Below are 25502 nucleotides of genomic sequence, written 5' to 3'. Positions count from 1 at the left end.
ATACACTTTAAAGAGCGCTGTCCGGAACACACATCATGATTAACCACGACGCCCTTGATCACCACCGCCAGGATGCTGTCCGCCTGCTTAAGGCTCTGGCCAACGAACACCGTCTGACCATTCTCTGTTGCCTGCGCCATGGTGAAATTTCGGTCAGCGAACTGATCAGCCGTCTGCCGCTGAGCCAGTCTGCCCTGTCCCAGCATCTGGCCTGGCTGCGCAGTGAGCATCTGGTGCATACCCGCCGCAGCGCCCAGAACGTCTATTATCAGCTCAGTGACGACAAAGCCGAACGCATCATCAATGTTCTGAACAGCCTTTATTGCGATATCCAGCCAGAAACAACAGCGCCAATGCCACACCGGGAGATCAATCCGCATGCACCTGACTAACACCTTCTCCGGATATCAGCGGCGCTGGCTGATGCCGGATATTACCGCCGGGCTGGTTGTCGCTGCACTGATCACACCGCAAGCCATGGCCTACGCCCTGTTGGCCGGCATGCCGCCACAGGCCGGGCTTTATGCCGCGCTGCTGCCGGTACTGGCTTATGCCCTGCTGGGCAGCAGCCCGGTGCTAGCCGTTGGTCCGGTGGCTGTTATTTCTCTGATGACCTTTGAAGCCTTACATACGCTGGCAACTCCGGGCAGTGCGGATTATCTGCATATGGCCAGTGCTCTGGCATTGCTGACCGGGCTCTGGCTGCTGCTGTTTTACCTGATTGATCTGGGGCGCTGGACAACCTTTATCAGCCACTCGGTGATCTCCGCCTTTACCAGCGCAACCGCCATTCTGATTGTAATCAGCCAGCTGAAATACATAACCGGTATTCCCCTTCCCGGTGGCGGCTCGCTGTGGCAAACACTGACACACCTCAGCCGTGATTACCCGCAGGCACAGGCCGGTGCGTTGCTGATGGCGCTGGCCGCAGTCACCCTGCTGTATGGCTGGCAGTGGCTGATGCCCAAAGCGACTCGCCGCCTGCCCGCCTGGCTCAGCAGCCTGCTGAATAAAGCCGGCCCACTGGCGGCTGTTGCTCTGGGGATTGCCACAGTACAAACGGCGGGACTTACGATCACCACCATTGGTGAGCTTCCTGCCGGACTACCCGCACCTGCGCTTCCATCGCTGTCTGTGGAACAGTGGCAGGCATTATTACCAGCCGCTGCCATCATCGCGCTGATTGGTTATCTGTCCAGCCTGTCGGTGGCCGAGGCTCTGGCACCGCGCCAGTTATCAGACTCCGGCCACACACCCGCTCCACGTCTGCGCACTAATCAGGAGTTACTGGCTCTTGGTATCGCTAACCTCAGCGCGGCTGTCAGCCAGGCATTTCCTGTGGCAGGAGGTTTCGGCCGCAGTGTGGTTAACCGCGCAGCCGGTGCCCGCACGCAGCTGGCTTCCGTGGTGACCGTCATACTGGTGGCACTCGTCTGTCTGTTTGCCAGCCGCTTATTTGTCGATCTGCCCTATGCCGTACTGGCCGTGATTATTGTCAGTGCAGTCTTGCCGCTGATCAGTTTCAGTGACGCCCGCCGTGCCTGGCATTTCCAGAGAAGTGATGGTCTGGTATGGCTGATAACATTCATCACCGTACTGGCTGCCGGCGCGGTGGATGGCATTCTGCTCGGCATGGTGCTCTCTCTGGCACTGTATCTGCGCCGCTCCAGCGAACCACACATTGCCGAAATCGGCCGGGTCGGAGACAGCGATCATTTCCGTAACGTCAAACGCCATCAGGTTATTACCTGCCCGCAGGTGCTGATGATCCGCGTTGATGAGAATCTGTATTTTGCCAACAGTCAGTATCTGGAGGATGTCATCTGCCAGCGCCTGCAGAGCAGTCAGGATATCCGCCACGTGGTGCTGGTCGGCAGCGCCATTAACCATATCGACTTCAGCGGTTTTGAAACCCTGCAGCATTTGCTGAACACATTACGTGCTCAGAATATTCAGCTGCATCTGGCCGAAGTCAAAGGTCCGGTGATGGATCAGCTGGGTAAAACCAGCCTGCTGGACGACCTGTCTCCCGGAAAGATTTTTTTCACCGCCAGTGAAGCGTTACGCACCCTTGGCCACTGCTGACCCTGTCGGAGCAAACGATGATTAACAAAACAGATAGCAGTGCAGATCCGGCAGCAACGAAAGATTGCAGTGCTGATGATACGAACAAACAGCGCAGCGACGGCCGTTTCTATCAGGTTCAGCCACAACGGGGAGCGGCACGTTTGCGTGTGCGCTACCGTGAAGGCACGACCCGCGACTCAAGTTGCCGTCTGTGTCGCTAATCCCCCAGTAACTGCAGGTTAATTTCTCCACCACGACAGGCTATGATGCCCGGCCTGCTATGTGACGGAGCCTTTCATGATTCTGACTTACAGCCTGATTATTCTGGGTCTGTTAATTATCGCCCTGCTGGCCGGTTACGCCTGGCGCCTGACCCGTCAGGTTAAGGCTGTTGAACAACGTCAGCAGGAAGAAGGAGCTCAGGCGGCCATGCAGTTGCGTAACCGCCAGCTGGAATTGCTGCAGGATATCCGTTTTATCGCCCGTGCAGTCCTCGACGAACAGTGCGAAATTACCGAAGGCGTGTTACGCATCCAATACCTGATGTCTGCGCTGGACCCCGCAGTATGGGAACAGGATGAACTGTGCACCGTACGCAGCCATTATCAGTCAACATCATCAATGCCGATTCTGGATGCTTACAAACAGCTGTCCCGTAAAGAGCAGTTCAAACTGGATCAGCAACGCTGGACACTGGAAAACGAAAACAAAACCGGTATTGAACGCGAACTGCGCTGGCTGGTCAGTTATTCTTTCCCGGCGGTTACTCTTATTCAGTAAGCGCCAGTCCGCTAACCCGTCGATAACAAAGACAAGGAAAACATCATGCGCCCTATACTATTTGCTTCTGCCCTGCTGTTCAGCGCTTTTACTCAGGCTGAGTGGACATTGCAGTCCCCCTCGACCCTCACCTTTCTGACCACCAAAAATACTCATCTGACCGAAGTGCACCACTTCCGCAAAATCAGCGGCAAAGTGACCGATCAGGGGATGGCTGAGCTGAATATTGATCTGACCAGCATTGATTCCGGCATTCCGATCCGCGATGAGCGCATGCAGGAATTCCTGTTTGAAACCAGCAGCTTCAGCAGCGCAACCTTCAGCGCTGTCATCCCGGCCGATGCCATGAAAAAAGCGCGCGACGGTATCAGCCAGACACTGGATCTGAAAGGTAAACTGATGCTGCATGGCAGCGAAGAAGAAATCAGCGTGCCGGTAATGATTGTTCCGGCACAGGACAAACAAGTGGTGATCACCAGCCTGCAGCCAGTACTGGTGCAGGCTGACAGCTTCGCCCTGACCGCCGGTATTCAGAAACTGCGTGACATTGCCAAGCTGGAACGCATTGCCGAAGTGGTACCCGTCAGCTTCACCCTGACCTTCAGCCCGGCTCAATAAATCAGACCGGACTGCAGGCAACAATACCTGCAGTCCGTTTCAGCCTTTGGCGCGCTTCTGTGCCAGCTTCAGTAACTGCTCAATATCGGTGACAGTGTCGTTCATTGCGCTCATCACCACAGTATTCAGTGCCGACTCGATCAGCACCTCAAGGCTGCCAAAATGGTAGTCACCAATCTTGTCGGCCAGATCCTGTCCCAGTTCGTTACGGAAATTCTGCACAATTCTCTGCGCGTGCTTACGATGAGGTCTGTCCTGCATGTTATGTCCTAGGGCCTGTTAACACTAATTAAACAGGCCTGTTATTGGCTAAAAATTTCTCAAACAAGGCGCTGAGAGTGTGGCCTAACGGGTTAAGCGAGCGAACAGCAACGCAGGATGAGGGATTTTTAGCCATAACCCTTCGGGCTGAGGCCAGTTTTCCCCATTAACGTCGTCGTTCGTTATTCATTTAGCCCGCTAATATCACTTCTCTCTCCTTGCTCTGAGAAAAACTGGCGCTCAGCAGGCCGGATTCACTGAGTATTAACAGGCCCTAGCAGTCCATAGACTGAGTGGCGGGCTGAATAATCAGCGGATCAGGCGTCAGATCAAGCGAGGTCGATTTATTGGTGTAATCCAGCTGATTCAGCACATGGCGCATGGTATTCAGCCGCGCACGCTTTTTGTCGTCCGAGCGCACCACCGTCCAGGGCGCATCCAGATGATTGGTGTAATAAAACATGGCTTCTTTGGCTTCGGTGTAATCATCCCATTTATCCAGTGATGCCAGATCAATCGGGCTGAGTTTCCATTGCTTTAACGGGTCAACCTGACGACTCTGGAAACGGCGCAACTGCTCCTGACGACTAACGGAAAACCAGAATTTGATCAGATGAATTCCCGAGCGTACAAACATGCGCTCAAGCTCGGGCACCTCGCGCATAAACTCCATATATTCGGTATTACTGCAAAAGCCCATCACCCGTTCCACACCTGCGCGATTATACCAGGAGCGGTCGAACATCACGATTTCTCCCGCCGCCGGCAGATGCTGCACATAGCGCTGGAAATACCACTGGGTACGTTCGCTGTCGCTGGGTTTTTCCAACGCCACGACATGGGCGCCACGCGGATTCATATGTTCCATAAAGCGCTTGATGGTGCCACCTTTGCCGGCCGCATCGCGCCCTTCAAACAACACGACGACTTTTTGCCCGGTTTCCTTTACCCAGCTCTGCATTTTTAACAGTTCAATCTGCAGGCTTTGCTTTTCCTGCTCGTAGCGTTCGCGGGTCATGCGCTCGCCGTACGGTAAATGCAGGGTTTTTTCCGGTTCTGCCGGAGGGGCTTTATCGGCAGGTGTTTTATCCACGGGAAGTATCAGAGGATATGGGTGAGAAGAAGAATCGGACATGACACCTCCGGTCGGTTTAAAACAAGACTTTAACCGAAGCAGTGAACCGGTATTTGATACCCGTCACTGTTCGGCACTGACAAAGCAATCGCGGCCATTACGTTTGGCCTGGTAGAGATAGCTGTCGAGATGATCAATGATCTGCCCCAGCTCCAGATTCTGATGCGGACGCGGGGTAACAGAAACAAAGCTGCCCGAAGCCGTCATCGGCACCGGTTGTTGCAGATCATTGTGTACGCTCATCGAACGAATGGCCTGCTGCACCCGCTCAACCACGGCGCGCAACTGGTCAGGCTGGCAACCTGGCAACAGTACAGCAAACTCTTCGCCGCCCAAACGGCCGATATGATCGGTCGGACGCATCACACTCTTCAGTGTCCGGCACAACGCTTTTAACGCCCGGTCGCCGGTGCCATGACCATGCACATCATTCACCCGCTTAAAGTGATCAAGATCGAGCAATATCATGGCAAACACATGGTACTGACGCTGACCCCGCGCCCATTCACGCTGATAAGCCCGCTCAAAACCACGGCGGTTTTCAGCACCGGTTAAAGGGTCGGTCAGAGCCAGCCGAGCCTGCTCTTCCGACTGCTTAACCATCATCAGGCAGGCGGCAATCACCGCCGCCAGATGCTGCATAAAATCGGTGGCCATACCGCCCTGAAAGCGTGCCGGACTGGTCGAGTACAGGCGTAACTGCCCCAGATACACATCGTTGCGCAACAAAGGTAAGGCCAGACCACTCTGCCAGGGAGGCGGTGGCGCAATCGGGGCAGCATCAATAATAGGAACACGGCTCTGAAATTCGAGCTGATTCAGCAGCACCCCCTGCTCCAGATCGAGAGACTGCAGCATTGCAGCTTTTAACTCACCGTCGGGATCACACACTTTGAGGGTTGCAGCATCCAGGTCGAACTGAGCAGGCAGTCCATCAAGCAACAGGGTAAGAAAATCAAACCAGGTCTGGCAGGACAGTAACTGCAGCTCAAACGCCTGCAGGCGGCGCAGCAGCGCTTCATTGCGCCGGGCGTTATCCAGTAATTCCTGTAAATCCACTCAGTTACAGCTCCTTTTCCGTCCAGAGCAGTATAGTTGCTTCCTGTCATTTCGCGCTCGCTGCGCCGCGCTGCAGATATAAACAGAAACATTTGCTAAACTGCCGCGCTTTCCATAACCAGTACCGCCATGAAGCCATCGGTTTTGATCTTCGACTCCGGCGTCGGAGGACTCAGCATTCTCAGTGAAGTGCGACAGCTGTTACCGCACCTGTCACTGCATTATCTGATGGATAACGAAGCGTTTCCTTACGGTCTGAAAACCGATGAAGAACTGATCCCCCGTGTGCTTCAGGTCTGTACAAGCGCGGTACGGGAGTTAAAGCCCGATCTGCTGATCATCGCCTGTAATACGGCCAGTACGCTGACTCTGCCTCAGCTGCGACAACAGCTCGATATTCCAGTCGTTGGGGTTGTACCGGCCATTAAAGTGGCCGCGGCTCTTGCAGCAGAACAGGCCGCAGAGCAGACAGACAACACCGCAGCCGGTTGTCATATCGGCCTGCTGGCCACTCCGGCAACCGTGAACCGGACGTACACCGATGATCTGATCCGTGATTTCGCCGGACACTGCAATGTGCGCCGCTTCGGCAGCAAAGAACTGGTGCAGTGGGCCGAAGACTGGATCACTCACCAGCAACCGCCACAGGATCTGTTCACTCACCTGGATAAATGGCTCAGACAACCCGAACCGCTGACCCATGTGGTTCTTGGCTGCACGCATTTTCCGTTACTGAAAGCACAGCTGCAGCAGCTGTGGCCCAACGTCTGCTGGGTTGACTCTGGTGCAGCCATCGCCCGCCGTGTGGCTGACCTGTTGCCGGCTGGCACAGCGGCGGACGGTAATGGTTTTCTGCAGTGTTTCTGGACGGATGTAGCCAAAGAACCGGGCGGCGCGATCCGTTATCTCGAAGCGCTCGGCCAGTTAAGTCGCTGCGCGGTGTTACCGGCAGATAATTTCTTATACAAAAACCAGTTTGTATAAGTTTTATAAAATTGAGTAAAATGCTCAGGTATTTAAATTAACAACGGTATAGACATGTCAAATCTCGAATCCCTGTACCAACAGGTACTGGCGGAACTGGGCGAAAACGTTGAGCGTGAAGGCCTTCTGGATACGCCAAAGCGCGCCGCCAAGGCAATGCAATTCCTCACCAGCGGTTACACCACCGACCTGCACGAAGTGGTCAACAACGCTGTTTTCACCAGCGACAACGATGAGATGGTGGTGGTTCAGGGCATCGAGTTTTATTCCCTGTGTGAACACCACATGCTGCCGTTTATCGGCCGCTGCCATATTGGCTACCTGCCTTCTGGCAAAGTCCTGGGCTTGTCAAAGTTTGCCCGTATTGTCGACATGTTCGGCCGTCGTCTGCAGATTCAGGAAAACATGACCAAGCAAATTGCAGAAGCCGTGGAAGAAGTAACCGGTTGCCGCGGCGTTGGTGTGATCGTCGAAGCGCAGCACATGTGCATGATGATGCGCGGTGTGCAGAAACAGAATTCGATGATGCGTACTTCAGTGATGAAAGGCGACTTCCGTTCAAACGCAGCAACCCGTGACGAATTTATGCGCTTGATTGGCCTATGATAATCCCGTTTACTCAGGCCATGATGAATTAAGGGGAAATCATGCCGGAGCAAGCGTGGTGGATATGGCCGCTGCTGCTGTACACCTTTGGGGTACTGGCAGCCATTGATGCCCTGTGGCAGGGAAGAACGTCTCAGGGCACCATTGCCTGGGTGCTGGGCTTATTGCTGATGCCTCTGGTTACCCTGCCCCTTTACGCGTTCTTTGGCAGCCGCCGCTTTCACGGCTATCTGCGCGCCCGCCGCCATGGTGACCACAGTCTGAGTTTTATTGCTGATCAGGTTCAGACGGGACTTGAACACTTTGCCCTGCCCCCTGGTCACCTTACACGCCCTCTTTATCCTCTTTTCCGCCTGCCACAAATTGCCGGCAATCAGTGCCGGTTATTAACGGATGGAGAAACCACCTTCAGCACCATGTTCCGGCGTATTGCTGAAGCCAGGCGTTATATTTGCGTACAGTTTTATATTCTGCGCGACGACGATACCGGTCAGGAACTGGCCCGCCTGTTATGCCAACAGGCCCGTTCCGGTGTTGCGACCTATCTTCTGTACGATGAAATTGGCAGTCGCAGCCTGGGCCGGCATTTTCTGAAACCTCTGGAAGATGCCGGGGTACGGGTATCACGCTTTAATCCGCTGCAACTGCGCAACCGGACTCAACTGAATTTCCGTAATCACCGTAAACTGGTGATCTGCGACGGCGAATATGCCTACGTTGGTGGCTATAACGTCGGTAATGAGTACCGTGGCAACAGTCAGAAAGACGGCTTCTGGCGCGACACCCATGTCGAAATCCATGGTCCGGCAGCACTCAGTTTTCAGTTATCTTTTACCGAAGACTGGCACTGGGCCACTCAATATATCCCAACCATTGAATGGAACAGCAGCCCGGCGACCGGTGATAACAATGTGATGTGCATTGCCTCTGGCCCCGCCGATGAAACCGAAAGTGCCAGCCTGTATTTCACTCACCTGATTCACAGCGCACAGGAACGCTGCTGGCTGGTCAGCCCCTATTTTGTGCCGGACCAGAATCTGGTCAGCGCCCTGCAGCTGGCCGGTCTGCGCGGTATTGATATCCGCATTCTGGTGCCGGAAAAAAGCGACAGCTGGCTGGTACAACAGGCCATGCGCGGTTATATCCAATCCCTCAGCCGCTGCAACGTGCGCTTTTTTACCTATAAAAAAGGCTTCCTGCATCAGAAAGTACTGCTGATCGACAATGAATGGAGCAGTATCGGCAGTGCCAACCTCGACAACCGTTCCCTGCGGATTAATTTTGAAATCGGCGCGCTGATCCAGAGCCGGAGTTTTGCCAGCGATGTTGAAAGCATGCTGCAAATTGATTTCGACCATTCCGAACCAACGCAAATAAGCCAACACTGGTGGCCCGTGCTGCTGGCCAAAACAAGCCGCTTACTCGCACCTTTGCTTTAACCGCCAACCACAGTTTGATGAATTAATTATGACAATCATTGCCCCGGCATGCTCAGGGGCATAGAGTGAAGACATAACAATAAGAAACCAGAGGGATCGCCATGGTTAATCTGTTATTCCGCAAAGCACTCAAACACCCGCTCGTATCGGCTCTGCAACCCGCTCTGCTGATCTCTTTGCTCGCACTGAGCGCAACCAGCCACGCACGCACAATAGAAGGTTTTGAATTTCCGGAAGTTCTGCCGCAATCCAGCGATCATCCGGAGTTGCAGCTGAACGGCGCCTCAGTACGCACGTTGTACTATCTGGTCGATACCTACGTTGGTCTGTTGTATGTCGAATCCCCATCCGCCGATGCCAGTCAGCTCATCGAACAGGAAAGCTACAAACGCATCGTTTACCACATTCTGGTTAATCGCGTCAGCGGACGCCGTATCGCCACGGCGATGTATGATGCCCTGCAACTGAACATTAGCAGCGACGAGGCCGAACAGATGGATGAGCGGCTGGATATGCTGGTAAAAATGTTTGACGGAAAACTGGAGCGCGGTGATGCAGGTTATGTCGACTATGTGCCCGGTGTTGGTTCACGGGTAGTCATCAACGACGAGGTGAAAGGTGTTTTGCCCGGTAAAGATCTGTATGACGCCTTACTGAAAATCTGGATCGGCGAATATCCGGTATCCCATCGTTTTAAAAATGAAATTCTGGGCCTGTCTGACCAGCAGCATGCCAACATTGCTGCAGATTAAATTCTTAACAAATAACTTCTCAACCAATAACAACAGATAAAACAAAAAGCCACGCAATGCGTGGCTTTTGCTATCTGTTCATAATCACACTGAGATCAGAACTTGTAACCGGCAGCAACCATAAATACCAGAGGATCGATTTCAACTTTCAGACCATCTGCTGCACCACCGCGGACTTCTGTATCAATATCCATTTTCCATACTGCAGCGTTAACCAGAAAATGATCATCAATCATGTAATCCAAGCCTGCTGAGTAGCTCAGCCCCCAGCTCTTTTTCAACCCACCGACAATGCCTAAACCTGTGCTGTCTTTTTCATTGAAGAAGAAAGTATGGTTAACACCCAGGCCAACATAAGGTTGAATTTTTGAAGCAGCATCCATTGGGTAGTATTGAACAGATACTGTCGGCGGCAGATGATTGGCTTCAGCCACTTTAGTACCATCTAAAGCACCACCCTCAACTTCTACCTGATGCTGGAATGGAGTGGCCGCCAGTACTTCAACACCCACCTGAGGAGCCACCATATAGGTCAGAGTCAGGCCTAACTGGGTATCATCACCAACAACCAGCTCGCTTTTATCGCCTGGAACCAATGTGCTTGTTACCGGACTTGAGTCTGCGCCACTGTCTGATTTCGGATTCACGTTAACAACACCAGCCTTAACAATAATATCACCGGCTTCATAAGCCAGAGCTGGCATTGCAGAAACCGCGACTGCGCTTGCTAACAAAGTTTTCAACAGTTTCATTCTGTGTTCCTCATCTATGCTTAAAAGATGAGCTCAGGTTAACGGTTAATCCGGGGTGCCATTTGATGCAAATCAAGAAATAAAAATGGTTAGGCTTATACCCCCAAAGAAGTTGTGACAAATCAACTTCGGACGACATTAACCGCCATTTTCAGCGCTTCTGGCATGAGTATTTCATTGTTTTATCGCAATAAGGCCGCCAGAATGAATAACACTGGCCTGAAATTGCCAGCACAGAGCAGCCCGGACCGTAACGATAGCCATCATTACAGTCATGCTGTAAACCAGGTTAAGCCACAGACCAGACAACTGACTGCGAAGCATTAATTTGAACAATCCAGCCAGCAACAAGAACTACGTATCCATCGGCCGCAAGCTGCTCTCCTACCTGCTTGCCTTCAGCTTCGTGACCACCCTCGCCGCTTTTCTGTACATCCTCATGTCCGATTATCAGCGCGGCATGAGCAGTTATGATAAAAACCTGCACCAGATTCAGACCAGTTACCAGCAGAGCATCAGTTACAGCCTCTGGAATTTTGATTCACGCCAGATTGAGTCTCAGCTCAACGGTATTCTTAACTTCCCCGGCGTGGTCTACGTCTACATCGAAAACCGTGGCAACGTGCTGCACAGTGCAGGCGATGTCTACGGCCAGTCTGACCAACGCTATTCTTTCGCCCTTGATTATCAGAGCGCCGGCCAGTCCTACCATCTGGGAAATCTGCACCTGAACCTGGATTACACCGGGCTGTACAACGAACTCAAACACAAAACCGTAAATATCCTGCTGACGCAGTTTATTAAAACTTTTTCCGTTTCGATCTTTGTGCTGTTTATTGTCCATCAGGTGATTACCCGGCGCCTTGGCCGGATGGCGGAATGGGCCAGCCAGTTCAGTCTGAACAAACTGGATCATCCTCTGGTGCTGAACGATCCGCCGCATAAGCGGGACGAGCTGAATATGGTGGCCGATGCCATTAACCGTATGCGTGACACTCTGCAGCAGGATGTTGATGAGCGCGAACGCGCGCGGATGCAGCTGGAAAACACCAAAGAACAGCTCAGCATGGCCATTAATAATGCCGCAATTGGTTTTTGCCGCTATCTGCCGGACAACGACAGCTTCGAATGCAACAACCACTTTGCCAACCAGCTGGCCAGTACCGAACTGGAGCTGGAAAGCATGAAGCATCCAATGGACCGGCTGATGGATATGATCAGCGGCCCGCATGGGGTGGAGCAAAGAGAACGGATTAACAAACTGCTGCAGGGGCGCATCGCACGTATTCATGATGAGTTCTGCCTGTACAACTTCCGCCAGGAAGAATGCTACTTCGATATCACTCTGCAGATCACCCGTTATGATGAAAACCGCCCGCAACAGATATTAATCTGCGTAGTTGACCGGACCAAAGAACAGATTGCCCGGCGCCACGCCCAGGAACTGACCATCTCACTGGAGAATAAAGTCACGCAACGCACAGAAGAACTATATAACGAGCAGTTGCGCACTAAAGCCACGGTACAAAAGCTGGAATCCGAGCTGGAGCAGATGAATGCCAGTGAGCGTCAGCAGCAACAGAAAAAAATCAACCACCTGCTGCTTAATCAACTTGAGCATCTGGCTAAACATATCCATCAGCCGGAAATGTTGCCCGGCATTCAGGTGTTTCTGCAGTATCTGCGCATTACCACCCAGGATACACGCACCAGCATCAACCTGACTCACTGCATTGAAGGCTGGCTGAATCAGGCACAGGAACTGCAATCAATAGAAGTTAACCGGCTGTTGCCCTTCTCGCTGATTATTGAAGAAAACCCGGATCTTATTCACTTTCTGTTTGATTACCTGTTGCTGAAAGATCCTGCATTGCAGCATTGCCGCAAGCTGGATCTGCAACTCCGCCTGGTCGACGATATGGTTCTGACCAGTATCGATTTTCACCTGAACGCTCCATTTGAAGCCGGACAGATTACTCCTGACAGCGAATTTTACGCGCTGTGTGATCATATAATTTCACTGCGTTTTGATGGCGCACTGCAGCGCCAGCTTAAAACGCCCACGCAACTGCATCTGGAATTCAGTCTGGATATGGCACGGCTGTAAATTCACCGTAATTTCAGTAATAACAGAAACAAAAAAGCCCGGCCATGCCGGGCTTTTTTGTTTTCTTCAGAATCAGAAAGCGAAATGCTCTTCTTTCATCTGCATCAGGGTTTTCGGATCCTTCAGCATCATTTTGGCATGGCCTTTTGCCCGTGGCAGCAGACGGTCAAAATAAAACTCAGCGGTATGAATTTTAGCCTGATAAAAATCACGGTCACCTTTAGCGGATTTAATACCACTGTAAGCTTTATCAGCCATCTGTGCCCAGAAATATGCCATCACCACATAACCGGAGAACATCAGATAATCCACCGATGCCGCACCCACCATATCGCGGTTTTTTGATGCTTTATAAGCAACACGGAAGGTATTGATACGCCATTGCAGCATATAGCGCTTCAGTTGTTTGATCAGCGGCTTCATTTCTGCACGGTTCTCATGAGTTTTAATAAAAGCCGTGACTTCTGCACGGAATTCATTAAAGGACTTCAGTTTACCCAGCAGAATTTTACGGCCCAAAAGATCCAGCGCCTGCACACCGGTGGTGCCTTCATACAGCTTGGCAATCTGGGTATCACGAACAATCTGCTCCATGCCCCACTCTTTAATAAAGCCATGACCACCGTAAACCTGCACACCGTGGTTAGCGGCTTCATAGCCCAGCTCAGTCAGGAAAGCTTTCAGAATCGGAGTCAGAAAACCCAGTTTATCGTCAAACTGTTCGTAGCCTTTATTGTCACCACGATCGTGTGCAGCCATCATAAAATCGGCCAGACGGGCGGCGTGATACAGCATCGCACGACCACCTTCAGCTATGGCCTTCTGGGTCAGCAACATACGGCGCACATCCGGGTGCACGATCAGCGAATCAGCCACTTTATCCGGATGCTTGGTACCACTGAGAGAACGCATGGAACGACGGTCTTTGGCGTAAGGCAGAGCGCCCTGGAAAGACAGTTCAGCCGCACCAACGCCCTGAATCGAAGTACCGATACGGGCGGTATTCATAAAGGTAAACATACACATCAGACCTTTGTTTTCCGGTCCGATCAGAAAACCTTTGGCACCGTCAAAGTTCATCACACAGGTGGATGAACCATGAATGCCCATTTTCTCTTCAATGGAACCACAAGCCACCGGGTTACGATCACCCAGTGAGCCATCAGCGTTCACATGGAATTTCGGCACAATAAACAGCGAAATACCTTTCGTGCCTTCCGGCGCCCCCGGCAGGCGGGCCAGTACGATATGCACAATCTGCTCAGTCAGATCATGTTCACCGGATGAGATAAAAATTTTGGTGCCGGTCAGGCTGTAGCTGCCATCACCATTAGGCTCGGCTTTGGTTTTTACCTGACCCAGGTCGGTACCGCACTGCGGCTCAGTCAGACACATAGTGCCGGTCCAGCGACCTTCGGTCATAGGCACCAGATAAGTCTGCTTCTGCTCTTCGGTACCGTGCATGTAAATGGTGTTCATCGCACCCAGCGACAACCCAGGATACATACCCCATACCCAGTTGGCGGTACCGATCATTTCAGATTTGATAACACCAAGAGACAGAGGTAAGCCCTGACCGCCGTAGGCAACCGGCGCCGACATCCCCTGCCAGCCACCCTCAACATACTGGCCGTAGGCTTCTTTAAAGCCTTTTGGCGTGGTGACTTCACCGTCATTCCACACACAGCCTTCATCGCCGACCTGATACAGCGGAGAAACCACTTCCTCACTGAAGCGCGCGGCTTCGGTCAGAATGGCATCAACCATTTCCGGCGTTGCTTCATCGCCACCCGGAATGTTTTTGTAATGGGACTGAAAATCGAATACATCGTTAATCAGAAACTGAATATCTTTAAGTGGAGCCTTGTACTGAATCATTTGCACATCCTCAGAATAACGCGGAACTCAGGGCAACAATGGACTGCCCGCTATCGGGTAAAAATGTGCGGCGATTTTGGCAACAGCCGGCCCCAGCGCCATTGGCTACGCGGCCGATGCTGCGCGTCACTTGGGTAACCTGTCGGAGGTTGGCGGTCAGACGCCGGAGGCTGAAATAAAAAAACCCGCGTCAGGCGCGGGCTTTTTTACTCAGGGCTGGAGCCAATCAGGCTGGCTCAGCCTGCTTTTTTGCTTCTTCATCCTTCAGTTCACGACGCAAAATCTTACCAACCGGAGTCATTGGCAGTTCGCTGCGGAACTCTACATGACGCGGCACTTTATAAGCGGTCATGTTTTCACGGCAGTGTTTCTTGATTTCTTCCACGGTCAGGTTCGGGTCGGTTGCAACCACGAACAATTTCACCGCTTCACCGGTTTTGTCATCCGGTACACCGATAGCGGCACAGTTTTCAACCGCCGGGTGCATCGCTACCACGTCTTCAATTTCGTTCGGATAAACGTTAAAACCGGATACCAGAATCATATCTTTGATACGGTCAACGATCTTCACAAAGCCGTCTTCATCGATCACCGCAACGTCACCGGTACGCAGCCATTCACCATCCGCAGTAAAGCTGTCGGCGGTCGCTTCCGGACGGTTCCAGTAGCCTTTCATTACCTGCGGGCCTTTAACACACAGCTCGCCACGCTCACCGACGGCCACTTCGTTACCTTCCGGATCGATACACTTCAGCGCAGTACCGGGAACGGCCTGACCAACAGTGCCCATCTGCTCCAGACCACCGGCCGGGTTCATACACACCGCAGGCGAACATTCAGTTAAACCATAGGCTTCAGAGATGCCACAGCCGGTTGCTTCTTTCCAGCGACGGGCCGTGTCTTCCACCAGCGCAGTACCGCCTGACAGCGTCAGCTTCAGCTGGCTGAAATCGCAGTTCTTGAATTCAGGGTGGTTCAGCAGTGATACAAACAACGTGTTCAGACCAATAAATCCGGTCAGCTGATGTGGTTTGATCATACGCACGAACATATTGGTGTCGCGCGGATTGGCAATCAGGATGCTGTGATCACCCAGTTCAAACAGCGCCATCAGATGCACGGTGAAAGAATAAATGTGGTACAGCGGCAGCGGCGCAACCACTTTTACACCGGTATCCGGCTTGATTTGCTGGCCATTGCTGTCGGTCTGGCTGAGCATGGCGCGGGCCTGCATCATGTTGGCGACCAGGTTGCGGTTGGTCAGCTCTGCGCCTTTGGCCACACCGGTTGTACCACCGGTGTACTGCAGAATAATGGTGTCATTCGGGTTCTTGATGTAGTTGGCGACAAAACCGCCAAACTTAGCGCCCTGTGCCAGTGCCTTACGGAACGGAATGGCATCCGGCAGGTTGTAAGCCGGAACCATTTTCTTCACGTATTTGGCTGCGGCGTTGATCAGTGTACGTTTCGGGAATGGCAGCATATCGGCCAGACTGGTCACGATAATATGCTTCAGACCGGTTTCCGCGCGGATGTTCTGTACCGATTTGGCAAAGACATCCATACACACCAGCGCCTTGGCACCGGAGTCATTAAACTGGTGCAGCATTTCCCGTTCGGTATACAGCGGGTTGGTGTTAACCACCACCATACCAGCACGCAGGGCACCGTACATAGCAATCGGGAATTGCAGGATATTCGGCATCTGAATGGCGATACGGTCGCCGGGCTTCAGCGTGGTGTGATTTTGCAGATAAGCGGCAAAGGCTGCGCTGTACTCGTCAATCTGACGATAAGTGAGGGTGTAACCAATACTGGTAAACGCGGCACGGTCGGCATAACGCTGAAATGCGCTTTCCACCACTTCCACTACTGCATTGTATTTATTCAGATCGATTTGATCACTGACACCAGGTGCGCGCTTGCCGTCCCAGAAAGATGCTTCCACAGGGTTCCCCTTCAGAATTCAGGTTTTTGTTTTTTTAATGGCCAAAACTATGACCGAAAGCCGCGTTGAGTTAAAGAGGAAAACGTGACATGCTTCCGGTCATAACACGCCAACTGAAACATTCCGACCACTATGTCACAGTCCTCCGCTGCCAGCCGGGCATTTATCGGCACTGAATATCTGTCACAACTGATTGACCTGCTCGCCCAGCAGGGGATCAGCACCGCACAGTTAGCTCAGGGCACTGGTCTGAGTGGTAAGACGCTGGCTTCTGCACAGGAATTTATCTCCCCCCTGCAGTATCACAAGGTGGTGGAGAATGCTTTGGCGCTGAGCGGCGATCCGCTGCTCGGGCTGGAGCATGGGAAACGGATGAATATTTCCAGCCATGGCTTTCTCGGCTTTGCCATTATGGCCAGCGATACGCTGGGGCAGGCACTGTCTCTGGCCATCCGTTATGCCCGCACCCGCACCCTGCTGGCCGATATCCGTTTTCTGCATGATCACGACACCGCCATCATTCAGATCAACCGTCTGGCCGCCATGCCAAGCACCTTCAGTTTTGTCGTGCAGAATATTATTTCAACGCTGGTCACCATTGCCCGCTTTCTGACCCAGAACAGTGAAGAACTGACAGCCGTAGCCAAATTTACCGATGCCCCGGTGCGCCCGGGTTCCTGTTACGAAGGTGTTCTCGGCATTCCGGTGATGTTCAACCAGCCACACAATCAGCTCTGTATACCGGCCTGGCTGCTGGATACTCCGGTATCTACCGCCAACACCACCGCGCGGCGTATGGCGGAAGCCGAATGTGAAAAGCAGCTGGCCGAGCTGGACCGGGGCCAGGATCTGGTAACCCAGATCCGCCGCCGCCTCGACCGTATGGATGCGTTTCCGACGCTTACCGTTATGGCTAAAACGCTGAACTCCAGCCCGCGCACCATTAACCGCCAGCTGGCCCAGCTGAACACTACCTATCAGAATATTATTGATGAGGCACGGCGCGAACAGGCCCTGCATCTGCTGCTGGAAACCAATACCTCGGTGGAAGATATTGCCCACCAGCTGGGTTACAACGACCCTTCAAACTTCGGCCGTGCCTTCCGTCGCTGGCTGGGGGAATCACCACGGGCTTTCCGTAAAAGAGCACGGGAGCAATATCCTGCTCAGCCCGACGAATAAAGTGCTGGTGCGCAGCAGCAATCCTGAGACGGGCGTTTTACAAAATCTCAAACTCAGGTAGCATGGCGGCAACGATAACAATCATAATAAATCATGAATCAGGTTCATTTTCCTGCCGGCCAGCGCCCGGTATATCAGCAGCTTTCCGCTCAGGTTAATCAGTATTTTCAGCAGCAGGGCATTGCCAAAAGCGGTGACCAGCGTCTGTACCGTAAAGCCATTCTTATTTTGCTGCTGTTTAGCGCCAGCTATGCCGCCCTGCTGTTACTGCCAGCCCCATGGAGTCTGGCCGCCTGGTTTATACATGGTATAGCCACCGCCCTTGTGGGTTTTAACGTGATGCACGATGGCGCTCACGAATCTTTCAGCCGCTCACGGCGTCTCAACCGGCTGGCCGCGCTTACCTTTAATCTGATCGGCAGTAACCGTTTTTACTGGGCACAGAAACACAACCGCAATCATCACAGCTTTACCAATGTGGACGAGGTTGATGAAGACATTGATGCGCTGGGGCTGTTCCGAATGAGCCCGCACCAGCGTCGTTTCTGGTTTCACCGTTATCAGCATATTTATGTCTGGCTGCTGTATCCGCTGACCAGTCTGTTCTGGTTTTTTGCTCTCGACTACAAAGCATATTTTCGCCAGAAAATCGCACAGCGGCCGTTCAGCCATCGCTTATCCGCCGCAGATCATCTGGAATTCTGGGCCAGCAAGCTGCTGTATCTGCTGATTTATATCGCGCTGCCGCTGAGCCTTGCCGACGGCACCACCGTTATTACCGGCTTTTTACTCATGCATGCCATCTTAGGCTTTTTATTTGCTGTGGTATTTCAGCTCGCTCACATAGTCGAACAGGCGGAATTTCCGCAGCCCACGACCGATGGCAGCATGGAAGACGAATGGGCGGCACACCAGTTACGCACCACCGTCGACTTTGCCACCGACAGCCGTTTCCTGACCTGGGCTCTGGGAGGGCTGAACTTTCAGGTCGAACACCACCTGTTTCCCCGGGTCAGTCATATTCACTACCCAGCACTGCACCGTTTACTGCAGGAGTCCTGCAACCGTCAGGGTCATTCTATCCGCAGTTATCCCAGCCTCGGCGCGGCACTGAAAGGTCATTACCATCATCTGCGCCAGCTTGGCCGCAGCGACGGATAGGCAACACTCTTCCAGCAAGCTGCTAAACTGAACATTGAGAGTTTTAACCGCTGATTTCTGAACTAAATCAGAGGATTACCAAAAATACACTCATGTTTCAGGAGTATGCTCATGGAATCGCCAGTACACAGCCTTAACGGCCTGTTTGCACAACTCGGCCTGCCAAACTCCGACCAGAATATCGCCGACTTTATCGAGCAGCATAAACCCGTTGCAGACAATAAAAAGCTGGCCGAACTCGACTTTTTCAATAATTCACAGCAGGCGTTTCTGCGTGAATCGCTGGCTCAGGATGCTGACTGGGCCGAGGTTATCGATACCCTCGACAGCCTTCTGCGTCATGCCGCTGACATCCGTCCCTGCTGATTACTGAATGCAGGTCAGCCAGCATATCTGGGATGCCACCAGCGTCCCGCCACAGTGGTCCCCGGCCCTGACTGAAGGTCAGGCTGATCTGTTGCTGCTGTTTGCCTCTGTTGATCCGGCCGCAGCGATCAGCACGTTGCAGCAACACTTTCCGGAAACACCTTTATGCGGCTGCTCAGCCAGCGGCGAAATTCATCAGCAACGGGTGATCGACAACAGCATCACTCTTACGGTTATCCGCTTTGCCCATACCCGGATCAGACTCGTGACCGAATGCGTTGACGGTATTGAAGGCAGCCGCCAGGCCGGCATTCGTGTGGCGCAGCAACTGCAGCAGGACGATTTAATTCACATACTGGTGTTTGCCAATGGCCTCAGTGTGAATGGCAGCCAGCTGGTAGCCGGACTTAACCAACAGCTAGCCCCCTTCAACCATATATCCGGTGGTATTGCCGCCGATGGTGAACGCTTTAAACAAACCTGGCTGTACACCAGCGATGGCCGGTTCAGCCACCACGTCTGCGGTATCGGATTTTACGGCCAACATCTCAGTGTGAGCTGTGGCAGCTATGGCGGCTGGGACCCGTTCGGCCCAAAACGCCGCATTACCCGCGCCCGGGGTAATCGCTTGTATGAACTTGATGATATCTGCGCCCTTGATCTGTATGAAAAATACCTGGGTCATTATGCCGACCAGCTGCCGGCATCCGGCCTGCGCTTTCCATTGCTGATCTCCGCTGCAGACAACGACCCCGTCGTCTGCTCGGTGCTCGGCATTGACTGGCAGGAACGCTGCCTGCTGTTTGGCGCCGACATCCCTGAGCAACATTTCGCGCAACTGATGCGTGCGAATGTTGACCGTCTGATCGACGGTGCTCATACCGCCTGCCAGCAGGTCAGCCAACAAAACCAGGCAACACCGGATTTTGCCCTGCTGGTAAGCTGCGTCGGCAGACGGGTGGTGATGCAACAATTAATTGATGAAGAACTGGAAGCCTTCAGCGAGACACTGGGGGCCGATATCCCGGTCTGCGGTTTCTACTCTTACGGAGAAATTGCACCCAACCGCGGAGTCGGTAAGTGCAATCTGCACAACCAAACGCTGACCATTACTACATTTACTGAGCGAACAGCATGCACCGACTGCTGAAACGACAGCTAAAACGACATTTTCAGGAAACTGTCCCGGAAACATTCCAGCCTCTGTTGCAGGCTATCAGCAGCGCTTACGAGCAGGCAGATCTTGACCGCGAAATGCTCGAACGTTCACTGGCATTGACAGCAGAAGAGCTGTTGGAGCGCAATCAGCGTCTGAGCCAGAACCTGCAGACGCAGCAACAGGCACAAGCCGATCTTAAAGCCTCCTATGAAATTCTTGATGCTACCCTGAATGCCTCAAAAGAAGGGATTCTGGTCGTCAGTGCCGATACCGACCGGCCGATTGCCGTCAATAAACACTATTTACTGCTGATGGGGTTGAGCGAAGAACGTATTAATCATATGACCGGCGCAGATCTGTTCCGTAATTCTTTTCTGCAATTATTTGAAGGTCAGCAACTGTATGATCAGCTGAAAGAAATGCGCAATCATGAGCATGGCAGTCACCGTATTTACCCGATGCGTAAAGGCGGCTGGCTTGAAGTCTATGCAGTCAAACACCCGGTCGCCGGTTATATCTGGATGCTGCGTGATATCAGCGAAATCCGTGAAAAAGAAGAAACCATCACCTATCAGGCACAACACGACAGCCTGACCGGTCTGCCTAACCGGGTACTGCTGCAGGACCGGCTGGAACTGAGTATTAACCGCGCACAGGTGCAGCATTCGCGCATTGCTCTGTGTTATATCGATCTTGATGGCTTTAAAACCATCAACGACAGCCTTGGCCATGCCAGCGGTGACAAACTGCTGATCGAAGTGGCCCTGCGCCTGAAACAGGGAATCAAACCGCAGGATACGTTAGCCCGTGTCGGCGGTGATGAATTTGTGGTCATCATGGATGACATCAGCAGTCAGGACGAAGTACTACAGCGAGCCGATAATATGCTGGCCACCCTGATGCCACCGGTCGAACTGGATCAGCGCAGCTTTTTTATCGGCGCCTCTATCGGTATTGCCATGTACCCTAATGATGGAGAAAGCACCGGCCTGCTGATGCGTAATGCCGACATTGCCATGTACCGCGCCAAAGCCAACGGTAAAAACTGCTTCCACTTTTTTACCCCGTCACTGGAACGTATCGCCCAGCATCGCCTGCAGATGGAAACCGAACTGCGCAAAGCCATTGAACAGGATCAGCTCGAGCTTTATTACCAGCCCAAAGTCTTTTTGCAGAGTGATCCGCGCGGCGCCCGTACCGGCCAGCTGCACAGTTTTGAAGCCCTGCTGCGCTGGCAGCGGCCGGACGGCAGTTTCGTATCACCGGAAAGTTTTATTCATATCGCCGAAGAAGCCGGCATGATTTCCCAGATCGGCCAGATGGTGGTTGAAAAAGCCTGTCATCAGGCCCGCCAGTGGCTGAATGAAGGCTATGAAAGCAATATCAGCATCAATTTATCACCGCGCCAGTTTCTGATTCCCGGCTTTCATGAAGATATTGTCGATACCATCCGCTCTTACGGTATTCCATCGGCGATGATTTCGGTTGAAATTACGGAAAGCCTGCTGATGCAGGATCTGGTCAGTGCCAGAGGCGTGCTGGAATATTTCCGCGCACACGATGTCTTTGTTTATCTGGATGATTTTGGCAGTGGATTTTCTTCACTGAATTATCTGAAGACACTACCGGTCGATGCGATCAAAATTGACCGCACTTTTGTCCGCGATTTAAGCACCAGCCGCGCCGACCGTGCCATCGCCAACACCATCATCACCCTCGGTAAACAGTTAAATAAACTGATCGTGGCCGAAGGTATCGAAACCGTTGAGCAGGCCAATTTTCTGATCGACAGCGGCTGCGATCTGGCACAGGGTTATTTTTATGGCCGCCCGGTTAACGGCGAAGCTGCCCGGCATTATTTTCAGTTAAGTCCGACGCTGCCTGCCGCCACCTCCCCCCTTGTCAAACCCGGTGCATCTGAGTAGATTCGCCGCATTCCTGAATCCTGAGAGGCCACTGTGAAATATCCGCAATTTATTGCCATCGACGGCAGTTCGTTTGAAGAACACGCCCATCCGGTTGCCATTGCCTGGTCGCAGTCTGACGGCCAGATCAAAACCACTCTTATTCAGCCGGAAGATGACTGGGACGACTGGGATATCGGCCTGCAGGATCTGCACGGCATCAACCCCGACACCCTGTATCAGCGTGGTGAAACCGCCTGGTCGGTGATGCGTGAACTGGAACACGATCTGGAACAGCCTTATCTGTTTGCCGACGATCCTGTGCGGGTAACTGAGCTGCTGGAAAAACTCTATGACGCCTGCAGCCGCGATCTGAGCATTGAAATCAGTGACTGCCGCGACGAATGGCAGGATGCTAACGCACTGGATGAAAGTGAACTGCACCACCTGCCCTGCGACGAGCGGGTTCACCGTATGCTGCTGGCCTGGGCACAGGAACACGCCGCTGCTCGCGAATAACACAAGCCGGAAATAACAAACAGAGTACATTGCCAGCGCCGTGCTCTCCTGATAAAACCTGATAACAATCAACATTATCAGGAGAGTGTCATGGCGAGCGGAATGCTGGTTTTTTTCTGCGGCAAAATGGGAGCGGGAAAATCCACTCTCGCCCGGCAATTGTCACAAGAAAATAACACCATTCTTATTTCAGAAGATCAGTGGCTGGCGGCCCTTTACCCACAACAGATCCATACCATAAAGGATTATCTGCGCTGCTCGGCTCAGTTAAAAAATATCCTGAGCGACCATATCAGCCTGCTGCTAAACAATGGCCTGACACTGATTCTCGATTTTCCCGGCAACACCATTGAGCAACGCCGCTGGTTTAAACATCTTATTGATAACAGTCAGTGCCGGCACCGGTTAATTTGCCTGGATCACAGCGATGAGCGCTGCCTGAAGCAGCTTGCTCAACGCCGCAAAGAACAACCGCAACGCGCGGCATTTGATAACGAGGAAACCTTCTATCATCTGAGTCAGTATTTTCAGTTACCGACAGAAGATGAAGGTTTTACGGTTGAATGGCCGGAGGATTAAAACCGGATCAGCGGTCAATCAAATCCGGCTCTTTCTGCAAATCGGTAATAACAGCCGCTAAGAAACGACTGGCTTCCCCGCCAGTGACCGCCCGGTGATCAAAGGTCAGTGATAAGGGCAGCACCTTACCGGCAAAGAGTTCCCCCATGGCACACAGAGGTTTCTCCAGCACCCGGCCAGCACCCAGAATCGCCATAGTGGGAGGTACCACCACCGGAGTGCCATAACGCCCGGCGATGGCGCCATAGTTCGACAGGGTAATGGTTGCGCCCTGCATTTCCCGCGGCGGAATGGTACGGGCCCGAACATCGGCTTTCAGCCGGTCAAGGCCGGCACGCAGGTCATCTGCGCTGCGGTTGGCAACGTCACGCAGTACAGGTACAAACAAGCCCTGCTCGGTATCAACCGCAATACCCAGGTCAATCTGACTGATCAGTCGCCGGGTCATCTGCTGATGCTGTTCATCACCGTGAAACCAGCCATTTAAATCCGGTACCGCCGCACAGCCTGCAGCAATGGCCTGCACCAGCCGGACACTGACATCCTCAGTGGTTTCCCAGTGCGACACATCGGCTTCATCAAACAGCGTAACGGGCACTACCTGAGCATGAGCCAGCGCCATGGTACGGGCCATGCTTTTGCGCACACCGGTCAGGCGTTCCCCCTGCCCCAGTTGCTGATCCAGACGCCCGGCTTTTTCCACATCATCGGCCGTAATGCGGCCATCCGGCCCACTGCCACTGATCTGCTGAATATCCACATTCAGACGCCGTGCCAGTGCCCGAACACTGGGCGTGACCCGCACCCGTGCGCCGGCATTCAGGCTGTTGCCCTGGCCAATCACAAAATGATCTTCGCTGCGTTCGCGCGCAACCGGCATTTCGCCGACCACCGAGCCGTTATCTTCACGCCCTGTAGTGTCAGAGCCTTCATCCTGCACAAACTCAACCAGTGGCTCACCGGTATTGACGGTATCACCGGGTTCACCAAAGCAGTGGCTGACCACCCCGGCACAGGGAGATGGCAGTTCAACAATGGCTTTTGCGGTTTCAACCGATAACAACAGCTGGTCAACCGCCACCGTATCACCGGCTTTTACATGCCACTCCACGATGTCGGCATCGGCCAGCCCTTCACCCAGATCGGGCAAGCGGAAATAACGCATAAACACTCCTGAGGTATCAGGCTTTTGATTTTTTATGTCTGTTTTAACGGTAGCTCATGCATTGGTTAACGGCGGCCACAATGTCGGCCACCTGTGGCAGATACAGCTGCTCCTGGCGGAAATACGGCATTGGTGTATCAAAGCCTGTCACCCGGATCACCGGAGCCTGCAGTAAATCGAGGCTCTGCTCGCTCAGGCGGGCGGAAATATCTGCGCCGATACCGCCACTGCGCGCGGCCTCATGCACAATCACACAACGGCCGGTCTTTTCGACCGAGGCGCGGATGCTGTCCATATCCAGCGGACTGACCGTCGCCACATCCACAACTTCGGCGCTGATGCCCTGCTGTTCCAGCGCCTGCGCCGCTTCCAGGGTTTCCTGAATGCAGGCCCCCCAGCTGACCAGTGTGATATCACTGCCCTCACGCAGAATAAAAACCTTGTCCAGTGGCAGACGCGCGCCGTCATCCACCAGCGGTTGTTTCAGCGCGCGGTACAGGCGCTTGGGCTCAAGAAAGAGCACCGGGTCCGGGTCATCAATCGCACTCAGCAACAAACCATAGGCACGCCGTGGCGAAGATGGAATCACCACCCGGATACCGGGGATATGGGCAAATAATGCCTCTGTACTTTCGGAATGATGCTCGGGCGCATGAATGCCGCCGCCAAAAGGAGCACGCACCACCAGCGGGCAATGCAACCGTCCGCGGGTGCGGTTACGCAGCCGCGCGGCATGGGTCACCAGCTGCTCCATGGCCGGGAAAATAAAGCCCATAAACTGAATTTCAGCGACCGGTTTCAGTCCCTGACTGGCCATACCGATCGCCGTACCGGCAATCAGCGTCTCTGCCAATGGCGTATCCATTACCCGCTCACGGCCAAAGCGATCCTGCAGCCCTTGTGTGGCGCGGAACACACCGCCATTGCGGCCGATATCTTCGCCCAGAAGGACGACGTTCGGATCTTCGGTCATCGCCCGTGCCAGCGCCAGGTTCACCGCTTCGACCAGAGTCAGATCGCCCTGAGTCAGATCACGGGATGCAGATGCACTGCTGAATGAGTCTGTTGTTTGATTGACCAT

The 25502-nt window shown here is 53.2% G+C and carries 25 protein-coding genes; 17 read left to right on the top strand and 8 right to left on the bottom strand.

What is annotated here, in order from left to right; translation table 11 throughout:
• Positions 1 to 35 precede the first annotated feature (35 nt).
• The 5 genes from LGT44_RS01315 to LGT44_RS01295 all read left to right on the top strand — a co-directional run bounded on the left by LGT44_RS01315 (position 36) and on the right by LGT44_RS01295 (position 3465).
• On the top strand, positions 36 to 392 hold the full coding sequence (locus LGT44_RS01315; protein WP_145468222.1) for an ArsR/SmtB family transcription factor: 357 nt from the start codon (positions 36 to 38) through the stop codon (positions 390 to 392).
• Positions 379 to 2085 (top strand): SulP family inorganic anion transporter, encoded by a 1707-nt coding sequence (locus tag LGT44_RS01310; protein WP_230330907.1) that lies wholly within the window; start codon positions 379 to 381, stop codon positions 2083 to 2085. Before LGT44_RS01315 ends, LGT44_RS01310 begins: the two co-directional genes overlap by 14 nt.
• A 17-nt stretch (positions 2086 to 2102) precedes the next feature.
• Positions 2103 to 2288 (top strand): hypothetical protein, encoded by a 186-nt coding sequence (locus LGT44_RS01305; RefSeq protein ID WP_230330906.1) that lies wholly within the window; start codon positions 2103 to 2105, stop codon positions 2286 to 2288.
• A gap of 76 nt (positions 2289 to 2364) precedes the next feature.
• Entirely contained in the window at positions 2365 to 2847 is a 483-nt protein-coding gene (locus tag LGT44_RS01300; RefSeq protein ID WP_230330905.1) for a DUF2489 domain-containing protein, read from the top strand.
• 45 nt (positions 2848 to 2892) lie between these two features.
• Positions 2893 to 3465 (top strand): YceI family protein, encoded by a 573-nt coding sequence (locus LGT44_RS01295; protein WP_225692532.1) that lies wholly within the window; start codon positions 2893 to 2895, stop codon positions 3463 to 3465.
• A 39-nt stretch (positions 3466 to 3504) separates the two neighbouring features.
• Here the strand turns inward: LGT44_RS01295 and LGT44_RS01290 are convergent, their stop codons facing one another.
• The 3 genes from LGT44_RS01290 to LGT44_RS01280 all read right to left on the bottom strand — a co-directional run bounded on the left by LGT44_RS01290 (position 3505) and on the right by LGT44_RS01280 (position 5920).
• A complete protein-coding gene (locus LGT44_RS01290) occupies positions 3505 to 3726 on the bottom strand; it encodes a phosphatase (protein WP_225692531.1) in 222 nt (73 codons plus the stop codon).
• A 274-nt stretch (positions 3727 to 4000) separates the two neighbouring features.
• Positions 4001 to 4861 carry a polyphosphate kinase 2 gene (gene ppk2 / locus LGT44_RS01285; protein WP_230330904.1) on the bottom strand — a complete coding sequence of 287 codons (861 nt, stop codon included), beginning with the start codon at positions 4859 to 4861 and terminating at the stop codon, positions 4001 to 4003.
• A gap of 63 nt (positions 4862 to 4924) precedes the next feature.
• Complete coding sequence (locus tag LGT44_RS01280; RefSeq protein WP_230330903.1) at positions 4925 to 5920, bottom strand: GGDEF domain-containing protein; 996 nt, start codon at positions 5918 to 5920, stop codon at positions 4925 to 4927.
• Positions 5921 to 6049: 129 nt separating this feature from the next.
• Here LGT44_RS01280 and murI point away from each other — a divergent pair, with 129 nt between their 5' ends.
• The 4 genes from murI to LGT44_RS01260 all read left to right on the top strand — a co-directional run bounded on the left by murI (position 6050) and on the right by LGT44_RS01260 (position 9701).
• Positions 6050 to 6904, top strand: coding sequence for a glutamate racemase (gene murI, locus LGT44_RS01275; RefSeq protein ID WP_230330902.1), 855 nt, complete (start codon positions 6050 to 6052; stop codon positions 6902 to 6904).
• Positions 6905 to 6958: 54 nt separating this feature from the next.
• Positions 6959 to 7510 (top strand): GTP cyclohydrolase I FolE, encoded by a 552-nt coding sequence (folE, locus tag LGT44_RS01270; protein WP_230330901.1) that lies wholly within the window; start codon positions 6959 to 6961, stop codon positions 7508 to 7510.
• Positions 7511 to 7551: 41 nt separating this feature from the next.
• Positions 7552 to 8949, top strand: coding sequence for a cardiolipin synthase (gene cls, locus LGT44_RS01265; protein WP_230330900.1), 1398 nt, complete (start codon positions 7552 to 7554; stop codon positions 8947 to 8949).
• Between the two features lie 101 nt (positions 8950 to 9050).
• The gene (locus tag LGT44_RS01260) at positions 9051 to 9701 is read left to right on the top strand and encodes a chalcone isomerase family protein (protein WP_230330899.1); all 651 of its coding nucleotides are present in this window, start codon (positions 9051 to 9053) and stop codon (positions 9699 to 9701) included.
• A 95-nt stretch (positions 9702 to 9796) separates the two neighbouring features.
• On the opposite strand, the gene LGT44_RS01255 is transcribed toward LGT44_RS01260, so the two are convergent.
• Complete coding sequence (locus tag LGT44_RS01255) at positions 9797 to 10453, bottom strand: OmpW/AlkL family protein (RefSeq protein WP_230330898.1); 657 nt, start codon at positions 10451 to 10453, stop codon at positions 9797 to 9799.
• 328 nt (positions 10454 to 10781) lie between these two features.
• On the opposite strand from LGT44_RS01255, the gene LGT44_RS01250 reads away from it, so the two are divergent.
• On the top strand, positions 10782 to 12560 hold the full coding sequence (locus LGT44_RS01250) for a HAMP domain-containing protein (protein WP_230330897.1): 1779 nt from the start codon (positions 10782 to 10784) through the stop codon (positions 12558 to 12560).
• Positions 12561 to 12632: 72 nt separating this feature from the next.
• On the opposite strand, the gene LGT44_RS01245 is transcribed toward LGT44_RS01250, so the two are convergent.
• Together LGT44_RS01245 and LGT44_RS01240 are read right to left on the bottom strand one after the other, a co-directional pair.
• Complete coding sequence (locus tag LGT44_RS01245; RefSeq protein WP_145468202.1) at positions 12633 to 14438, bottom strand: acyl-CoA dehydrogenase C-terminal domain-containing protein; 1806 nt, start codon at positions 14436 to 14438, stop codon at positions 12633 to 12635.
• Between the two features lie 226 nt (positions 14439 to 14664).
• Positions 14665 to 16386: an AMP-binding protein gene (locus tag LGT44_RS01240; RefSeq protein WP_145468201.1), complete on the bottom strand. Its 1722-nt coding sequence runs from the start codon at positions 16384 to 16386 to the stop codon at positions 14665 to 14667.
• 132 nt (positions 16387 to 16518) lie between these two features.
• Between LGT44_RS01240 and LGT44_RS01235 the strand changes: the two genes are divergently transcribed.
• From LGT44_RS01235 to LGT44_RS01205, 7 genes are all read left to right on the top strand, one after another.
• Complete coding sequence (locus LGT44_RS01235) at positions 16519 to 17568, top strand: AraC family transcriptional regulator (RefSeq protein ID WP_145468200.1); 1050 nt, start codon at positions 16519 to 16521, stop codon at positions 17566 to 17568.
• 93 nt (positions 17569 to 17661) lie between these two features.
• Positions 17662 to 18729 carry a fatty acid desaturase family protein gene (locus LGT44_RS01230; protein ID WP_230330896.1) on the top strand — a complete coding sequence of 356 codons (1068 nt, stop codon included), beginning with the start codon at positions 17662 to 17664 and terminating at the stop codon, positions 18727 to 18729.
• 111 nt (positions 18730 to 18840) lie between these two features.
• Positions 18841 to 19095 (top strand): DUF2789 family protein, encoded by a 255-nt coding sequence (locus LGT44_RS01225; RefSeq protein WP_145468197.1) that lies wholly within the window; start codon positions 18841 to 18843, stop codon positions 19093 to 19095.
• Positions 19096 to 19102: 7 nt separating this feature from the next.
• Positions 19103 to 20245, top strand: coding sequence for an FIST signal transduction protein (locus LGT44_RS01220; protein WP_225692522.1), 1143 nt, complete (start codon positions 19103 to 19105; stop codon positions 20243 to 20245).
• The gene (locus LGT44_RS01215; RefSeq protein ID WP_230330895.1) at positions 20230 to 22179 is read left to right on the top strand and encodes a putative bifunctional diguanylate cyclase/phosphodiesterase; all 1950 of its coding nucleotides are present in this window, start codon (positions 20230 to 20232) and stop codon (positions 22177 to 22179) included. Before LGT44_RS01220 ends, LGT44_RS01215 begins: the two co-directional genes overlap by 16 nt.
• A 33-nt stretch (positions 22180 to 22212) precedes the next feature.
• Entirely contained in the window at positions 22213 to 22677 is a 465-nt protein-coding gene (locus LGT44_RS01210) for a 3'-5' exonuclease family protein (RefSeq protein WP_230330894.1), read from the top strand.
• A 90-nt stretch (positions 22678 to 22767) separates the two neighbouring features.
• On the top strand, positions 22768 to 23256 hold the full coding sequence (locus LGT44_RS01205) for an AAA family ATPase (RefSeq protein ID WP_230330893.1): 489 nt from the start codon (positions 22768 to 22770) through the stop codon (positions 23254 to 23256).
• Positions 23257 to 23263: 7 nt separating this feature from the next.
• Here LGT44_RS01205 and LGT44_RS01200 read toward each other — a convergent pair whose 3' ends face one another.
• Both LGT44_RS01200 and LGT44_RS01195 read right to left on the bottom strand, forming a co-directional pair.
• Positions 23264 to 24421 carry a dihydrolipoamide acetyltransferase family protein gene (locus tag LGT44_RS01200; protein WP_230330892.1) on the bottom strand — a complete coding sequence of 386 codons (1158 nt, stop codon included), beginning with the start codon at positions 24419 to 24421 and terminating at the stop codon, positions 23264 to 23266.
• Between the two features lie 43 nt (positions 24422 to 24464).
• Positions 24465 to 25502, bottom strand: a complete 1038-nt coding sequence (locus tag LGT44_RS01195) for an alpha-ketoacid dehydrogenase subunit beta (protein ID WP_268866343.1) — start codon at positions 25500 to 25502, stop codon at positions 24465 to 24467.

The organism is Thalassolituus alkanivorans, from assembly GCF_020447205.1.
Classification (GTDB): Bacteria; Pseudomonadota; Gammaproteobacteria; order Pseudomonadales; family Oceanobacteraceae; genus Venatoribacter; species Venatoribacter alkanivorans.
This window is presented reverse-complemented; position numbering and strand designations above follow the sequence as displayed.

What these genes read in the sequence shown, in the direction of transcription:
- LGT44_RS01315 (WP_145468222.1), top strand. Translation starts at nt 36, where the DNA reads ATGATTAACCACGACGCCCTTGATCACCACCGCCAGGATGCTGTCCGC.
- LGT44_RS01310 (WP_230330907.1), top strand. Translation starts at nt 379, where the DNA reads ATGCACCTGACTAACACCTTCTCCGGATATCAGCGGCGCTGGCTGATG.
- LGT44_RS01305 (WP_230330906.1), top strand. Translation starts at nt 2,103, where the DNA reads ATGATTAACAAAACAGATAGCAGTGCAGATCCGGCAGCAACGAAAGAT.
- LGT44_RS01300 (WP_230330905.1), top strand. Translation starts at nt 2,365, where the DNA reads ATGATTCTGACTTACAGCCTGATTATTCTGGGTCTGTTAATTATCGCC.
- LGT44_RS01295 (WP_225692532.1), top strand. Translation starts at nt 2,893, where the DNA reads ATGCGCCCTATACTATTTGCTTCTGCCCTGCTGTTCAGCGCTTTTACT.
- LGT44_RS01290 (WP_225692531.1), bottom strand. Translation starts at nt 3,726, where the DNA reads ATGCAGGACAGACCTCATCGTAAGCACGCGCAGAGAATTGTGCAGAAT.
- ppk2 (WP_230330904.1), bottom strand. Translation starts at nt 4,861, where the DNA reads ATGTCCGATTCTTCTTCTCACCCATATCCTCTGATACTTCCCGTGGAT.
- murI (WP_230330902.1), top strand. Translation starts at nt 6,050, where the DNA reads ATGAAGCCATCGGTTTTGATCTTCGACTCCGGCGTCGGAGGACTCAGC.
- folE (WP_230330901.1), top strand. Translation starts at nt 6,959, where the DNA reads ATGTCAAATCTCGAATCCCTGTACCAACAGGTACTGGCGGAACTGGGC.
- cls (WP_230330900.1), top strand. Translation starts at nt 7,552, where the DNA reads ATGCCGGAGCAAGCGTGGTGGATATGGCCGCTGCTGCTGTACACCTTT.
- LGT44_RS01260 (WP_230330899.1), top strand. Translation starts at nt 9,051, where the DNA reads ATGGTTAATCTGTTATTCCGCAAAGCACTCAAACACCCGCTCGTATCG.
- LGT44_RS01255 (WP_230330898.1), bottom strand. Translation starts at nt 10,453, where the DNA reads ATGAAACTGTTGAAAACTTTGTTAGCAAGCGCAGTCGCGGTTTCTGCA.
- LGT44_RS01245 (WP_145468202.1), bottom strand. Translation starts at nt 14,438, where the DNA reads ATGATTCAGTACAAGGCTCCACTTAAAGATATTCAGTTTCTGATTAAC.
- LGT44_RS01235 (WP_145468200.1), top strand. Translation starts at nt 16,519, where the DNA reads ATGTCACAGTCCTCCGCTGCCAGCCGGGCATTTATCGGCACTGAATAT.
- LGT44_RS01230 (WP_230330896.1), top strand. Translation starts at nt 17,662, where the DNA reads ATGAATCAGGTTCATTTTCCTGCCGGCCAGCGCCCGGTATATCAGCAG.
- LGT44_RS01225 (WP_145468197.1), top strand. Translation starts at nt 18,841, where the DNA reads ATGGAATCGCCAGTACACAGCCTTAACGGCCTGTTTGCACAACTCGGC.
- LGT44_RS01220 (WP_225692522.1), top strand. Translation starts at nt 19,103, where the DNA reads ATGCAGGTCAGCCAGCATATCTGGGATGCCACCAGCGTCCCGCCACAG.
- LGT44_RS01215 (WP_230330895.1), top strand. Translation starts at nt 20,230, where the DNA reads ATGCACCGACTGCTGAAACGACAGCTAAAACGACATTTTCAGGAAACT.
- LGT44_RS01205 (WP_230330893.1), top strand. Translation starts at nt 22,768, where the DNA reads ATGGCGAGCGGAATGCTGGTTTTTTTCTGCGGCAAAATGGGAGCGGGA.
- LGT44_RS01200 (WP_230330892.1), bottom strand. Translation starts at nt 24,421, where the DNA reads ATGCGTTATTTCCGCTTGCCCGATCTGGGTGAAGGGCTGGCCGATGCC.
- LGT44_RS01195 (WP_268866343.1), bottom strand. Translation starts at nt 25,502, where the DNA reads ATGGTCAATCAAACAACAGACTCATTCAGCAGTGCATCTGCATCCCGT.